General features: G+C 71.2%; 12 protein-coding genes. 8 read left to right on the top strand and 4 right to left on the bottom strand.

From position 1 onward, the window contains the following. Positions 1-41: 41 nt before the first annotated feature. The 3 genes from ACIQNU_RS37730 to ACIQNU_RS37720 all read right to left on the bottom strand — a co-directional run bounded on the left by ACIQNU_RS37730 (position 42) and on the right by ACIQNU_RS37720 (position 4,699). A complete protein-coding gene (locus ACIQNU_RS37730; protein WP_401375367.1) occupies positions 42-1,298 on the bottom strand; it encodes a Gfo/Idh/MocA family protein in 1,257 nt (418 codons plus the stop codon). 68 nt (positions 1,299-1,366) lie between these two features. Next, entirely contained in the window at positions 1,367-3,544 is a 2,178-nt protein-coding gene (locus tag ACIQNU_RS37725) for a peptidase C14 (RefSeq protein WP_401375364.1), read from the bottom strand. 306 nt (positions 3,545-3,850) lie between these two features. Then, positions 3,851-4,699, bottom strand: a complete 849-nt coding sequence (locus ACIQNU_RS37720; RefSeq protein ID WP_401375362.1) for an IclR family transcriptional regulator — start codon at positions 4,697-4,699, stop codon at positions 3,851-3,853. Between the two features lie 227 nt (positions 4,700-4,926). On the opposite strand from ACIQNU_RS37720, the gene ACIQNU_RS37715 reads away from it, so the two are divergent. Genes ACIQNU_RS37715 through ACIQNU_RS37690 form a run of 6 tightly spaced genes read left to right on the top strand, consistent with a single transcriptional unit; the run spans position 4,927 to position 12,374 of the window. Further along, complete coding sequence (locus ACIQNU_RS37715; protein WP_401375359.1) at positions 4,927-6,294, top strand: aspartate aminotransferase family protein; 1,368 nt, start codon at positions 4,927-4,929, stop codon at positions 6,292-6,294. After that, positions 6,294-7,484 (top strand): mandelate racemase/muconate lactonizing enzyme family protein, encoded by a 1,191-nt coding sequence (locus tag ACIQNU_RS37710; RefSeq protein WP_401375356.1) that lies wholly within the window; start codon positions 6,294-6,296, stop codon positions 7,482-7,484. The genes ACIQNU_RS37715 and ACIQNU_RS37710 overlap by 1 nt, the downstream gene beginning before the upstream one ends. Continuing rightward, positions 7,481-8,326 (top strand): amidohydrolase family protein, encoded by an 846-nt coding sequence (locus ACIQNU_RS37705; RefSeq protein WP_401375353.1) that lies wholly within the window; start codon positions 7,481-7,483, stop codon positions 8,324-8,326. The genes ACIQNU_RS37710 and ACIQNU_RS37705 overlap by 4 nt, the downstream gene beginning before the upstream one ends. Positions 8,327-8,382: 56 nt before the next feature. Then, complete coding sequence (locus ACIQNU_RS37700; protein ID WP_401375350.1) at positions 8,383-9,207, top strand: SDR family NAD(P)-dependent oxidoreductase; 825 nt, start codon at positions 8,383-8,385, stop codon at positions 9,205-9,207. 18 nt (positions 9,208-9,225) lie between these two features. Then, positions 9,226-11,379 carry a peptidase C14 gene (locus ACIQNU_RS37695; RefSeq protein ID WP_401375347.1) on the top strand — a complete coding sequence of 718 codons (2,154 nt, stop codon included), beginning with the start codon at positions 9,226-9,228 and terminating at the stop codon, positions 11,377-11,379. Further along, a complete protein-coding gene (locus ACIQNU_RS37690) occupies positions 11,376-12,374 on the top strand; it encodes a GNAT family N-acetyltransferase (RefSeq protein WP_401375344.1) in 999 nt (332 codons plus the stop codon). The genes ACIQNU_RS37695 and ACIQNU_RS37690 overlap by 4 nt, the downstream gene beginning before the upstream one ends. 28 nt (positions 12,375-12,402) lie before the next feature. On the opposite strand, the gene ACIQNU_RS37685 is transcribed toward ACIQNU_RS37690, so the two are convergent. After that, positions 12,403-12,753 carry a DoxX family protein gene (locus tag ACIQNU_RS37685; protein ID WP_401375341.1) on the bottom strand — a complete coding sequence of 117 codons (351 nt, stop codon included), beginning with the start codon at positions 12,751-12,753 and terminating at the stop codon, positions 12,403-12,405. Positions 12,754-12,895: 142 nt separating this feature from the next. Here ACIQNU_RS37685 and ACIQNU_RS37680 point away from each other — a divergent pair, with 142 nt between their 5' ends. Continuing rightward, positions 12,896-13,729, top strand: a complete 834-nt coding sequence (locus ACIQNU_RS37680) for a M55 family metallopeptidase (RefSeq protein ID WP_401375338.1) — start codon at positions 12,896-12,898, stop codon at positions 13,727-13,729. Further along, positions 13,722-15,089 carry a M20/M25/M40 family metallo-hydrolase gene (locus ACIQNU_RS37675; protein WP_401375336.1) on the top strand — a complete coding sequence of 456 codons (1,368 nt, stop codon included), beginning with the start codon at positions 13,722-13,724 and terminating at the stop codon, positions 15,087-15,089. The genes ACIQNU_RS37680 and ACIQNU_RS37675 overlap by 8 nt, the downstream gene beginning before the upstream one ends. Positions 15,090-15,097: the final 8 nt, after the last annotated feature.

Here is a 15,097-nt window from a genome sequence, read left to right as displayed (position 1 = left end):
GGTTCCGCGTCGAAGCGGGCTGTGGATGACTGGGGGGGCGATCAGTGGGCCGGGACGGTCTGTACGGTCCCGGTGTGGCGGGCGCGTTCCGCGGCGAACGCGGCGAGGTGGCTGCCGAGCGAGGCGCCGGTGCCGGAGCGGACGGCGCCCGGGTCGCCGGTGGCGACGGCCCGGACGAACGCCTCGACGAGCGCGGTGTCCCCGCCGCCGTGCCCGTCGGCCGCGTTGGACCCGCTGGCGCCGAGTTCCCGCGTGACCGTCTCGCCGGTGCGGAAGTCCTGCACGGTGACCCGCTCGCCGTCGCCGCGCAGCCAGCCGTGCGAGCCGAAGATCCGGGTCTGCCGGTGCGTCTGCTCGGTGAACGCCACCATCTGGAAGGTCGCGGTGACCCCGCCGGTGAGCCGCATGGCGAGGACCTGGTGGTCGACCACGTCGTTGTCGGACCGGTACACGCACCGGCCGTACGGGCCGTCGCGCAGCGCGTCGAGGAGACCGGCCTCGTCGGTCGCCTCGGTGACGTGCGTGACCGGCCACACCGCGCCCTGCTCCCGCAGCGTGGGGAGGTACAACTTCTGCGCGCTGTAGGGGCAGTCGGGCTCCACCGGGCAGTCGAGGCAGTTCTCGGTCGACCCCGCCGGGGCGTTCTCCGGGCGGAAGTGCTTCAGCCCGCCGAAGCCGGTGACCTGCTCGATCCGGCCGCCCATGACATACGCGATCCAGTCCAGGTCGTGGCACGACTTGGCGAGCAGCATCGGCGACGAGCCCTTCTCGCTGCGCCACGGCCCGCGTACATAGCTGTGGGCGTAGTGCCACCAGCCGACCGGCTCCAGATGGTCGATCGACACGAGCTGCCCCAGCACCCCCGAGTCCACGACCTCCTTCACCAGGTCGGTGTACGGCGTGTACCGCATGACGTGGCAGACCGCGAACAGCACCCCCGCTTCCCGTACGCCCGCCACGAGCGTCCGGGTCTCCTCCTCGGTCGGTGCGAGCGGCTTCTCGGCGAGGATCGCGTACCCGGCCCGTGCCAGCGCGAGCACCGGCTCGACGTGGTCACGGTCCTGGGTCGCGACGATCACCGCGTCCGCGATGCGCTCGTCGGCGAGGGGCCGCCAGTCCTCGTACTGGAGGGGCGCGCCCGCCGCCGCGCGGGCCGCGGGGCGCGGATCGGCGACCGCGACCAGCTCGGCGCGCTCGGGGTGCGCCTTGATCCACTCGGCGTAGGTGAGACCGCGGTTTCCGGCGCCGACGAGGGCGACGCGTACCGGCCGGCCGGTGATCGGGGGATGCGTGGACACAGGGGTTCCCTGGGAGTTCGGGGGGCGGAGTGCGGGGGTCGGAGTTTCAAAAGTGGCGAGTGCCGTGGTCAGTAGCGGACGGTGCCCGCGGTGTGGGCGACGCGCGGGCCCTCGTCGGGCAGGGCGGTGCGCTCGGTGCCGTCCTCGACGCAGCCGGTGTGGAGCAGATGGCTGCCGTCGCCGAAGGCCGCGGGCCGCAGTTCGAGCCGCCCTCCGGTGAACGTGGACGAGGTGGCCCGGTACCGGTTGACACCCTCGGCGACCAGCACATGGGCGGTCCCGCCGGTGGCGCGCGAGTCGAGCCCCGTGAGCTGCCAGGTGACCGTACGATCGCTGCCGCCGCCGGACCGGGAGAGCAGGGCGCCGTCCTTGGTGGTGCCGCTCAGCCGGGTGCCGTCGATCCGTAGCCGCTGATCCTTGGCCCCGGTCAACTTCACCCCGGTGTCGGTGAGTTCACCGCCCTCGATGTGCACCTCGCCGTGTGCGTACGTCACCGGGTCGGCGTCGGCGGCGCCCTGGAGGGTGCAGTGGTCGAGGGTGAGGGTGCCGGTGCCCTTGAAGGAGGCGCCGGCGAGCCCGGTGAGCGTGGTGCGTTCCAGGGTGAGCGGCGAGCTGACGTCGGCCTTGGTGATCTCGGCGCCCGGCGCGAAGGAGAACGCCGAGTCCGCTATGACATTGGGCCGTGCCGAACGCTTCGACGCCTGCGAGACGATCAGCGGCCCCGTCGCGGTGCAGCCGCGCAACTGGACCCCGTCGGCGTTCACCCACAGCATCCCGGAGCCGTCGAGGGACTTCTTGCCGATGACGGTGACGTCCTCCAGGGTCAGATCGGTGACCTTGACCCGCGCCACGAACCAGGAGCAGGAGTGGCGCCGTACGGTGATCCGCTTGGCGGCGCCGCCCCACGCGGCACCCGAGTTGGCGAAGGTCATCAGCCCGGAGTTGCCGGTGTACACGAGGTCGTGCTCGAACTGCCCGTGGGTGACGAAGGGCCCTTGGTCGTCGCCGTCGCCGTGGCAGTTGGTGACATAGCAGTACGCGGACGCCGTGAAGTCGTTCAGATGGCGGGCGTTGGAGGTGTGACAGTCCTCGACGTGCCCGTACAGACAGTAGATCTGCTGGGTGAGATAGCCGGCGCCGCCGTACGTCACGGACTTCGGGTTGGCGAGGGAGCAGCGGTCGGTGCGGAAGTAGGTGCACCAGCGGCGCATCACGACGGGCCAGAAGGTGCCCGTGGCCTCGATCCCGGACACGTCGCAGCGCACCGCGTACTCGTACGAGACCGGGTGCGAGCCCGTGTACTGGTCGTCGCCCGCGCCCTCGAAGACGAGGTTGCGCACGTGGGCGCGTTCGACGGGTTCGACGCGGGTCCAGGTGAGGGTGCGGCCGGCCGCGAGGTCCCAGCCGATCTGGTAGTTGACCCGGATGCGGGTGCCGTCGACGACATCGGTGACCTGGACGAGCCGCTGGATCTCCTTCTCGTACTTGCCCGCCAGCGCGTCCGTCTCGACGGCCCACCACTGGCCGGTCTTGAACACACCCGAGTCGCCGACCTCGAAGAGATCGGACAGGTCCGGCATGGCCGCGCCCAGCTTGTGGGTGTGGGTGGTGTCGGTGGGCGTGCCACGGAAGGAGAGGACGGCGCCGAACGGGTTGTCGTGGGTGTTCTTCTCGATGCCGTCGGTGTGCATCGTGTGGCCGCCGAAGTCGAGTTCGATGCCCGAGCGGTTCCACAGGTGTCTCTTGCGGAAGAGGAGGTCGGTGTGTGCTTCGACACGGTGGACGGCGGGGTCGGTGACCATCGCGTCGAGTGCGTCGTCGGCGGGTTGCTCGGCGTCGAAGTGGCCGAAGGTGCGGAAGTCGACGGTGCCGGAGTGGAGCTGGAGCCACCGGCCCTTGCCGCTCGCGTGCTTGCCGGTGGGGGCGATGACGGTGCCGCCGTTGTGCGGGGCGGTGGACCGCGCGTCCCAGCGGGCGGTGAACGCGCCTCCGTCACCGGACGTGTGGTACCCGGCGGTCACGGCGAGCGTGTCGGTGTCCAGGGACTTCGGGTCGACGGCGCGCAGGTCGGCGACCGTCGCGACGGACAGCACGTCATCGGGGGCGCCGCTCTTCGCAGACGCGGACGTGGACGCGGCCCAGGACGGGCCGGCCGCCGCGGCCGTGGAGGCGAGGGCCAGACCGGCCACGCCGGAGGCGCGCAGGAGGTTACGGCGTGCGGTGCTCGGGTGGTGCGGAACGCTCATCGCGGACTTCGCCTTCCGAGAAGGACCGGGGGCCCCGGCGGACCGGGGGTGCCCTGGGAAGCAGGACCTGGGAGACAGGGAGCGTTCCTGCGGGGGACTGCCGTGACGGCGGATGGCTGAAACTGACCGGCCCCCGACCGTGGGTCAGGGGCGTTTCCGGTGTGAAGGGCAGGTTCCGGAAACGGGTCCGTCGAGTTGACGTGCCGGTGACGGGAAAATGTCCCGGCGATGGCAGGAAGCTACGACGCTTTCCGGCGATCGGTCAAGGGCTGATTCCGACGAACTGCGCGGCGGATGTGCTGAGGTCTACGGCGAGGGTGTACCCGTAGCGGCCGGATGTGCGTCGCCCTCGGCGGGGTCGACCCAGCCCAGCGCGCGGCTGATCCGGTGGGCCGCGTCCCGTACCTGACCTCCCAACTCCTGGTAGCGCCAGGCCGGCAGGCCGAGCTTCAGACCGGTGATGCTGATGGCTCCGACACACACCCCGTGGTCGTCCCGTACCGGCGCGCCGATGCAGATGATGCCCTCGGCGTCCTCCTCGTCGTCCAGCGCGTACCCGACGCGGTCGATGTCCCGGAGGTGGGCGAGGAAGGTGGCCGCGTCCGTGATGGTGCGCGGGGTTCTGCGCGGCAGCCCGTGGCGCTCCACGACGGCGGCGGCCTCCGCCGGGTCCACCGCCGACAGGAGGGCCTTGCCCAGACCTGTGCAGTGCGGCAGCTCGCGCTGGCCCATCCGCAGATCGAGGCGGACCCGCTGGTCCAGCTCGACCTGGTCGACCACGACGGCGTGCCCGTCCTCGGGCACCGCGAGGCGCGACGCCATGCCCGTCTCGCGGGTCAGCTCCCGCAGCACCGGGTGCGCGACCCCGCGCAGCGAGACCTGGGAGCGCGCCCGGTCGCCGAGGCGGGCGAGGCCCATGCCGAGGCGGTAGCGGCGGTTCATGCCCTCGCCGTCGTCCGACACGAAGCCGTACGCGCGCAGGGTCTGGAGCGTGCCGAAGGCGGCGCTCTTGGAGACGCCGCAGAGCTGCGCGACCTCCGTGACGCTCAGGCCGCTGCCCGGTGCGGGAGCGGCGAGAACTTCCAGGATGTCGGCGGCCCTGGCGACGCTCTTGACCCAGTACTTCGGCTCAGCCGGACCAGCTCTGTTCTCCATGACCGAACAGTTTAGCCCCATCGAGACCTCCCGGAACTGGCGAAGAAGCAGAAACAAGGGGCTTGACCGGCGAATCGGCCACCCGTACGCTGCGCTTACTGTTTTGCAGCACAGAACAGCGTTCTGAAAAACCTTCCTGCGGCGAACTGCCGGGCGGATGGCGCCAGGGTTCACGGGCCGGGCAGGGCCCCTGAAGCCGACGACTCTCGACGCAAGGAGCAAGCACCATGAGTTCAGGCCCGGACGCCACCTCCGGAGCCGGGATCGCCGCACGCGCCCGCAAGGTCGTGCCCGGCGGTGTGAACAGCGGCCAGCGCAGCGTTCCCGGACTGGCCGACCTCGTCGTCACGGCGACCGGAGGCGCCCGCTTCCGCACCGCCGACGGCCGCGAGTACGTCGACTTCCACGCCGCGTTCGGGCCCCCGCTGCTCGGACACAACGACCCCGACGTGGCCCGCGCGAGCGCCGAGGCCGGCGCGACCCTCGGCCATATGGGCGTCGGCACCACCGAGGGCGAGGTGCAACTCGCCGAACAGCTCGCCGAGCTGATCCCCTCCGTGGAGAAGGCCCTGCTCACCAGCACCGGCAGCGAGGCCACCTTCCACGCCCTGCGGGTGTCGCGGGCGGCCACCGGACGGCGGCTCGTCGTCAAGTTCCAGGGCTGCTACCACGGCTGGCACGACTCCGTGAGCCTCAACGTGATCTCCGCGCCCGAGAAGGTCGGCGGCCACGACCCGATCTCCACCGGCATCCTCCCGGAGGTCCTGGACGCGACGCTCGTCCTGCCGTTCAACGACAGCGACGCCGTGCGCCGCGCCTTCGCCGAGCACGGCCACGACATCGCCGCCGTCATCGTCGAACCCGTCCCGCACAACGTCGGCGCCCTCCTCCCGTACCAGGAATTCCTCACCACGCTGCGCGAGGAGACCACGAAGGCGGGCAGTGTGCTGGTCTTCGACGAGGTCATCACCGGTTTCCGGCACGACCTCGGCGGCTGGCAGGCGCTCAGCGGCGTGACCCCCGACCTCACCACGCTCGGCAAGGCCATCGCCAACGGCGCCCCCGTCGGCGCGATCGGCGGCCGGGCCGACCTGATGGACCTGTTCTCGACCCGCCCCGGCGCCCCCGCCTTCTTCGCCGGCACCTACAACGGCCACCCGTCCGTCGTCGCCGCCGCCCTCGCCACCCTCCGCAAACTCCGCGAGGAACCGGTGCACGAGCACGTCTACCGGCTCGGCGCCCGCGTCCGCGAAGGACTTCAGGCGCTGTACGCGCGCCTCGGCGTGCCCGCCGTCGTCACCGGGCACGGCTCCGTCTTCGTCACCTACTTCATGCCGGGCGACACCCCGCGCAGCTACGGCGACCTCCTCGCCAACGACGCGTCCCTGTTCGTCGGCTACCGGCGCCGCCTCCTCGACCACGGCCTGTTCGAGCTGCCGCTCAACCTGAAGCGCAGCCACATCAGTTACGCCCACACCGACGCGGACGTAGACCGGCTGATCGAGGGCACCGAGGCCGCCGTCACCGCCGTACTCGCCGAGGGCGGCGCCCGCGATCTGGAGAACGCGTCCACCATGGGAGGGGCGACCCGCTGATGCTCACCGTGAACACCACCCGCCCGGCGGGTCCGGCAGGGCGGATCACCCGCGTCGAGACCCTGATGCTCGGCACCGCCTGGCGCGACTTCGGCTATGTCCGCGTCCACACCGACGAAGGGCTCAGCGGCGTCGGCGAGATCACCCACCCCTACCGGGGCCGCGAGGTCTGCGCGCTCACCGAGTCGCTGGCCCGCCGCCACCTCATCGGCGCCGACCCCTTCGACATCGAGGAGCTGTGGCTGCGCGTCTATCAGGGCGACTTCCTGCGCGGCGGCGACATGGGCGGCATCGCCCTGTCGGGCCTCGATCAGGCCATGTACGACCTGATGGGCAAGGCGCTCGGCGTGCCCGCCTATCGGCTCACCGGAGGCGCCTGCCGCGACCGCGTCCGCGTCTACGCCAACGGCTGGTACAACGGCGAACGTGACCCGGACGTCTTCGCCGCCAAGGCCCGCGCCATTGTCGGGAAGGGCTTCTCCGCCCTCAAGTTCGACCCGTTCGGACCCGGCCTGCACGAACTGGAGCGCGCCGAACTGCGTCGCTCCGTCGACCTGGTGGCCGCCGTCCGCGACGCCATCGGACCCGACGTCGACCTGTTCATCGAGGGGCACGCCCGCTTCGCGATGCCCACCGCGAGCCGGCTCCTGCGCGAGCTGGAGCCCTTCGACATCGGCTGGTTCGAGGAGCCGCTGCCCTGGACCCATATCGAGCGGTACGCGGAGCTGCGGCAGCGGGCGCCCTTCCCGATCTCGGGCGGCGAGCACTTCCACAACCGGTATGAGTACAAGCAGCTCTTCGCCACCGGGGCCGTCGACATCATCCAGCCCGACCTGTCGATGGCGGGCGGCTTCACCGAGGTCCGCAAGCTGGCCGCCATCGCCGACACGCACGGCATGCTCGTGGCCCCGCACAACTCCAACTCCCCGCTGTGCACCACCGTCTCGGTGCACGCGGCGCTCGGCATCCCCAACTTCAAGATCCTGGAGACCTTCGACGGCCTCCTGGAGGACCACGTCTTCCAGGCACTGAAGGGCACCCTGCCGCTCACCGACGACGGCCACATCGGTCTGCCGACGGCGCCCGGCATCGGTGTCGAACTCGTCGACGAGGTCTTCGCCGAGCACCCGCCGACCCACCGCTTCTGGAACATGTTCGAGGACGGCTGGGAGAAGAGGAACCGTACGTGATCGTCGACGTCCACTCCCATCTGTTCCGGCACAGCCACGACTTCACCGACCCCTTCGCGTCCGACTCGGCCCGCGCCCACGCGGGCGAGGTCGACCTGACCGTGAAGTGGGAGGAGTACGCGGCGACGGCGCCCGACGACACCCGCACCATCGTCGTCGGCGGCAAGGCGCGCCGCAGCGGCCTGTGGGTGGACGACACCGCCGTCGCCGCCTACACGGCCGCGCACCCGGACCGGCTCATCGGCTATCTCTCCCTCGACCCGACCCAGCCGGGCTGGCAGGACGAACTCCGGTACGGACACCAGGAGCTGGGCCTGCGCGGCATCAAGCTCATGCCGATGTACGCGGGATTCGACCCGTCCGACGAGGCGTACGACGACCTGTACACGTACGCCGAACGGCACGGCCTGCCGCTGCTCGTGCACACCGGCACCACCTTCGTGTCGGCCGCGCCGCTGGAGTACGCGATGCCGCGCCACCTCGACGCCGTGGCCATCCGGCACCCCGAACTCCGCATGGTCCTGGCGCACTTGGGCCACCCCTTCGAGGGCGAGTGCATCGCCGTCATCCGCAAGCACCCGCATGTGTACGCGGACATCAGCGCCCTGCACTACCGGCCCTTCCAGCTCTGGCACAGTCTGCGGCTCGTCCAGGACTACGGGGTGTGGCACAAGCTGCTGTTCGGCAGCGACTACCCGTTCACCACCGTGGACGACTCCGTGACCGGGCTGCGGGCCGTGGCGGACGTGCCGGGCATCCCCGGGCTGCTGCCGCTGGACAAGGACGAGGTGGAGGCGCTGATCCACCGGGACGCGCTGCCGCTGCTCGGCCTGTCCGGGTAGGACGGGCGCCTGCGGACGCCACGTACACGAAACACCAAGGAGGATGCGGGATGGGCATGGACCGGTTCAGTCTGGACGGCAGGACCGCGCTGGTCACCGGCGCCGCCCGGGGGCTCGGGCGCGCCTTCGCCGTGGGGCTCGCCGAGGCGGGCGCGGACCTGGTCCTCGTCGATCTGCCGGACGCGCCGGGGCTGCCGGAGACGGAGGCCGCGATCCGGCGCCTCGGCCGCCGCACCCGCACCTACGCCCAGGACCTGTCCCGCACCGACGAGCTGGCGGGCCTCGCCGACCGGATCCGCTCCGACCTCGGCGGCCCGCTGCACATCCTCGTCAACAACGCGGGCACGGCGGCCCTGGAGCGGTTCAACGAGATCACCCCGGCGTCCTGGCAGCACGTCATGCGGGTCAATGTGGACGCCGTCTTCTTCCTGTCGCAACGTGTCGCCGAGCACATGATCGCGGACGGTGTGAAGGGCCGCCTCATCACCGTCACCTCCAAGAACGCCCTGGTCGCGGAGGCGGGCCTCGCCCACTACAACGCCTCCAAGGCCGCGGCCCAGCTCCTCACCGAGACCCTCGCCGTCGAGCTGGCGCCGCACGGCATCACCGCCAACACCCTCGCCCCCGGCATGGTCGACACACCCATCGACGGTGAATTCCCCTTCGACCGTGAGCAGTTCGAGGCGGCCTACCGCGAGCGCATCCCGCTCGGCCGCTATGCCGGGCCCGACGAGTGTGTCGGCGCGCTGCTGCTGCTCGCGTCGGACGCGGGCGCCTATCTCACCGGTACGCGGCTGGTCGTGGACGGCGGTGTACTCGCCGACCAGATGCCCCGGATGCGGTTCATGCCGCCGTACCGCAGCACCCTTCCCAGACCCTGATCAGCTCCGGAGGAGCCCGTGGAACCGCAGGGAAGCACCGCACGACGCCACCTACTCCGCGCTTCGGGCGTCGCGGCAGCCGCCGCGGCCGTCTCCCTCACCGCCCCCGGCACCGCGGCAGCCGCCTCGCCGGTGGACTCCCGGTCGGTCGACGTCCTGTCCGTGGCGACGGTCGCCGCGCTGCGGGCGCTGAAGCCGTCGCGGGACGGCACGGTGGCCGTGGTGGGCGGGTATCACGCACCCGGCGACGGGGGCGCGTTCACGGCTCGCTGGGACGCGAGGTCGACCGCCGCGCACAATGGCGGCACGGTGATGGCGCGCGGGGGAGAAGGTGGGGGAGACCGCAGGGGCCGGTGGCTGCAACTGCACTCCGGCACCGTCGACTTCCGCACCTTCGGCCACTTCGACGCCGAACGGCCCGCCGACGACGCACTCGACGCCATGGTCACCGACCCGGCCGTCCACCGCGTCGAAGCACACACCGACCTCCTCTTCCGCAAGAGACACCTGTGGAACCGCTCGGGCATCGAACTCGACTTCGGCGGCCACACGATGCACACCGACGGCATCGAGAAGAACACCCACGACAACCCCTTCGGCGCCGTCCTCGCCTTCCGTGGCACGGTCACCGGCACCACGGTCACGTACGCGCTGCCCGCCAAGGTGGTCGAACTCACCGATGTGTTCCCGGTGCCCGACGCGGGTGCCTTCCGGGTCGGGCAGTGGTGGAGCGTCCAGGTCGACCCGGTCGCGGGCGGCGGACGTGACGAGCGGGAGTTGCAGAAGCTGGTCGAGATCACCGAGATCGTGGACGGTACGCATATCCGCGTCGGCTATCTCAACGGCTGGGAGCTGGCCGCCGGGCGCACCCTCACCTGGACCCGTGTCGAACCGGTGCGCTCCGCCCACGTACACGATCTGCTGTTCGAGGGCGCGGGCGGAGACGAGTACACCGGCTCGCACCCCGTGTCGTACGAGTACGCCGTCGACTGCGATGTCTCCGGCATCCACGCGACGGGCTCCTTCTGGCCGGTGATCATGCGGCGCTGGTGCACCCGCTTCCGTACCGAGCGCTGCTCCCTGAAGAACCCGCCGACCGTCGAGTACGGTGGCGCGGGCTATCTCACGCAGCAGATCTACTGTCTCTACGGCCGGGTCGCCGACTGCACGACCAGCAACGTCCGCCATCTCAACGACCTCACGGCGTCCGCGTACTGCACGGTCGTCAACTGTCACGGCGACGGCGACGACGCGGGCGGCAACCCCTTCACCACGCACGGCCAGTACGAGCACGACCTCCTCTTCGACGGCAACTCCGGGCTGATGGACATCGCCAACTCCGGCTCCCAGTGGGGGATTTCGGCGAAACGCGTCACCGTGCGCCGGCACACCTGCTCCTGGTTCGTCGCGAACACGAAGATCACCGATCTGACCCTCGAAGACGTCACCGTCATCGCCCGTCCCACCTTCGACCAGGCGGGCACCCTCACGGTGAACGCGGACGGCGCGCAGGTGCGGGGCTGCACCGCGCGGACGTTCGCCGTCGCGCAGCGCTCGGCGCGCTCCACCCGTCCGACGGTGATCAGCGACTGCTCGTTCACGCTCCCGGCGGGCGCGGTCCTCGTCCAGACCCCTGTCACCGCCCCCGTCCACTTCGTACGGACCGTCCTGACCGGACTCGACGGGGTGATCCTGCGGGGCGCCGGGCCCGTACGGTTCACGGACTGTGTGCTGACCGGCGCGGACGGCGCTGCGCCCCTGTCGGTGGCGTCCGCCGAGCTGGTCATCGACGGCGGGACCCTCAGCGGTACGGGGGTCGAGCTGAGCGCGGTCCGCGACCAGCGGGTGCAGGTCGTCGGGGGCGCGCGGATCGACGGCACCAACAAGGCGAAGGCGCTCTTCGGGCGGGCGGCCGGGCCGGGCGCCGTGACCTGGCAGTTCACCGGAGCCGTCAGCGGCACGGACGACGACGGCACGGCCCATGTCCGCATCGACCGGGGCACCAACCACTACGCCGCCAACGGCTGCCGCTTCACCGGCGGGCGGCTGCACCTGGAGCCGGACGCCTGCGCCGACGTGCTGCACACGGCGTGTGTCGAGGACGGCGTCCGGCGCACCGCGCTGCCGGGGTCCGGCCCGACGGTCCACACGGAGGGGAACCTTCTGCTGTGACCGCCGATCCCGTGATCCGGACGGCGCGACCCGGTGACGAGCCCGCCCTGTTCGCGCTCTGGGCGGAGTGCTTCGGCGACGCCCCGCACCTGCCCGCGCTGTGGGCGCTCGACCCGGACCGGCACCGTCACACCTTTCTCGCCGCCCGGGACACCATCGACGCGGCCGTGGTGTACGTGCCGCGTGCCCTTCGCGACGCGCGGGGCGTCGTTCAGCGGGTGGGCGGCATCGGCAGCGTCGCCACGCGGCCCGAGGCGCGGGGGAGAGGGCTGGTGCGCGCGCTGCTCACGGCGGCCGTCGCCACCATGACGGCCGAGGGCTGCGCCTGGTCGCTGCTGTTCACGGGGACGCCGGGTGTGTACCGGGGGTCGGGGTGGGAGGAGTTCCCCCGCCCTTGGACCGGGGGCGAGTTGGTGTCCTCGCCGCGGGGTCCGGGGCGGTATCGGGTGCGGGATGCGACGCCGGGCGATGTGCCTCGTCTGGCCGCGCTGCACTCCGCGTACAACACGGTCCGTCCGCTGACGAGTGTGCGGTCGGCGGAGGACTGGCGGGTGCGGATTCCTGCCTGGTACGGCGGGTCTGGTGGGCCTGACACCTGGTCGCTGGTCGCGGAGACCGGGGCGGGCGAGGTGGTCGGGTGGCTGGTGGCGCGGGCTGCCGGGGCGGGAGGGGTGCAGATTCTGGAAGTGGCCGTATCGGAGAGAGGTGTAGGGGATCTGGCCACTTTTCCCGAGAGAGAGTCCCCCTGCCCCTCGGACGATCTGTACGCCGCGCTGGCCGGCCGGGCCCGTGCGGCAGGGCGCGCCACGGCCCGGATCCTGCTCCCCGCGTCGGCGGAGGCGACCCGGGCCGCGCGCACCCTGCTCACCCCGGGCACGGTCACGCACGGCACGGACACCTCGGGGATGGCCCGCCCGCTCCTCGCGCCCGCCGCCGACGTCCGCGCGACGGTGACCGCGCCCGGGGCCGCCCATTGGTACGGGGACTCCTTCTGAGCAAGGGGCAGATCAGGTTCCGGGCAGGTCAGGCCGAGGCGATGCCCAGGATCAGGGCCGCCGCACCCGCGAGGAGCAGCACCCCGGGGATCGGCGTGCCCTTGACGTCCTTGCCGCGGATGTGGGTCACCACCGCGCCGACGAAATACAGCACGACACCTATGGCCGCCGCGATGCCCAGCGGCCGGAAGAAGATACCGATCAGCAGGCCGAGCGCGCCCGCGATTTCGAGCGCGGCAAGGCGGGGCAGCCAGCTGTCGGGCACCCCGATCGACCGCATGCCCGTCACGATCTTCTCGTCCTTGACGAGCTTCGCCCGACCGGACGAGACCAGCAGCAGCGCCAGCAGGACACCGACCACCACATACGCGAGGAACATGACTCTCCCAAGGAAGTAGCTTATTTTTCGTGAGTACCTTACTTCTATTTCGCACCCGCCTGACACCCTTCACAGGTCTGCACCACTGAACCTTTCGGAGGGTTCTGGTCCGGCCCCCCGCCGACGCGTAACGTGACGCGGCATGAAGATCCTTCTCAGCGCCGACATGGAGGGCGCCACGGGAGTGACCTGGCCCGCCGACGTACTGCCGGGCACTCCGCAGTGGGAGCGGTGCCGGGCGATGTTCACCTCCGACGTGAACGCCGCCGTGCTCGGCTTCTTCGACGGCGGCGCCGACGAGGTCCTCATCAACGAGGCCCACTGGACCATGCGGAACCTGCTCCTGGAACAGCTCGACGAGCGGGCTTCGATGCTGACCGGACGGCACAAGTCGCTGTCCATGGTCGAGGGCGTCCAGCACGGCGACGTCGACGGCATCGCCTTCATCGGCTACCACACCGGCGCAGGCATGGAGGGCGTCCTCGCCCACACGTATCTCGCGAACTCCATCACTGGTGTCTGGGTCAACGGCGAACGCGCCAGCGAGGGGCTGCTCAACGCGCGCGTGGTCGCCGAGTACGGCGTCCCGGTCGTCCTCGTCACCGGCGACGACCTGACCTGCGAGGACGCACTCGGCTACGCGCCCGGCGCGCTGAAGGTCGCCGTCAAGGACCATGTGTCCCGGTACGCGGCCGTGTGCCGCACCCCGGCGCGCACCGCGTCCGACATTCGCGCGGCGGCCAAGGAGGCGGCGTCGCTCGCGGTACGGCACAGCCCCGTCCAGGCGGGACCGTTCACCGTGGAGCTGGAGTTCGACGCGGCACACCTCGCGATGGCCGCGACCGTCGTCCCCGGAGTGGCCCGGGGCGGCGAACGCAGGGTCGCGTACACCAGCGACACCATGTACGAGGGCATCCGCACCTTCAAGGCGGTCACCACGATCGTCTCGGCCGCGGTGGAGGAGCAGTATGGCTGAGCAGAGCAGCACACCTGAGCAGAGTGATACGGCCGGTCAGGACGGCGTCGATCAGCAGGCGCTCGACGAGGTCGTCCGCTTCACCTCCGACCTCATCCGCATCGACACCACCAACCACGGCGGCGGCGACTGCGAGGAGCGCCCGGCCGCCGAGTACGCGGCCGAACTCCTCGCCGACGCGGGCCTGGAACCCACCCTCCTCGAACGCAGCCCCGGCCGCACCAACGTCGTCGCCCGGTTCGAGGGCACCGACCCGTCCGCCGGCGCCCTGCTGCTCCACGGCCACCTCGACGTCGTACCCGCCCAGGCCGCCGACTGGACAGTGGACCCTTTCTCCGGGGAGATCCGCGACGGCGTCGTCTGGGGCCGGGGCGCCGTCGACATGAAGAACATGGACGCCATGATCCTGGCGACCGTACGCCACTGGGCGCGCGCCGGGATCCGGCCCCGGCGCGACATCGTGATCGCGTTCACCGCCGACGAGGAGGCAAGCGCCGAGGACGGCTCCGGGTTCCTCGCCGATCGCCACGCACCGCTCTTCGACGGCTGCACCGAGGGCGTCAGCGAGTCCGGCGCCTTCACCTTCCACGACGGACGCGGCACCGAGATCTACCCGATCGCCGCGGGGGAGCGCGGTACCGCCTGGCTGAAGCTCACCGCGCACGGCCGCGCGGGACACGGCTCGAAGGTGAACCACGAGAACGCCGTCACGCGCCTCGCCGCCGCCATCGCCCGCATCGGCGCCCACAGGTGGCCGGTCCGGCTCACCCCGACGGTCAAGGCCGCGCTCATCGCGCTGGCCGAGATCTACGACATCAAGACCGACCCGGACGCCCCCGGCTTCGACGTGGACCACCTGCTCGACCAGCTCGGCTCGGCCGCCGACCTCGTCGAACCGACCGTACGCAACAGCGCCAACCCGACCATGCTCGACGCCGGATACAAGGTCAACGTGATCCCCGGCGCGGCGACCGCGATGGTGGACGGGCGCTGTCTGCCCGGCGGTGAGGACGAGTTCCGCGACACGCTCGACCGGCTCACCGGACCCGATGTGGACTGGGAGTTCCACCACCGCGAGGTCGCTCTCGAAGCCCCCGTCGACTCGGTCACGTTCCGGCGGATGCGGGCGGCCGTCGAGGAGTTCGCGCCCCGGGGCCATGTGGTCCCGTTCACCATGTCGGGCGGCACCGACGCCAAACAGTTCTCCCGCCTCGGCATCACCGGCTACGGCTTCACCCCCCTCAAGCTCCCCTTCGGCTACGACTACGCCGCGATGTTCCACGGCGTCGACGAACGCGTCCCCGTCGATGCCCTGCACTTCGGCGTCCGCGTCCTGGACCGCTTCCTCCGCACGGCATAGGCATAGGG

The sequence above is a fragment of the Streptomyces sp. NPDC091292 genome, assembly GCF_044757265.1.
GTDB lineage: Bacteria > Actinomycetota > Actinomycetes > Streptomycetales > Streptomycetaceae > Streptomyces.
The sequence above is the reverse complement of the archived record's forward strand: the minus strand, read 5'-3'. Positions and strand labels throughout refer to the sequence as shown.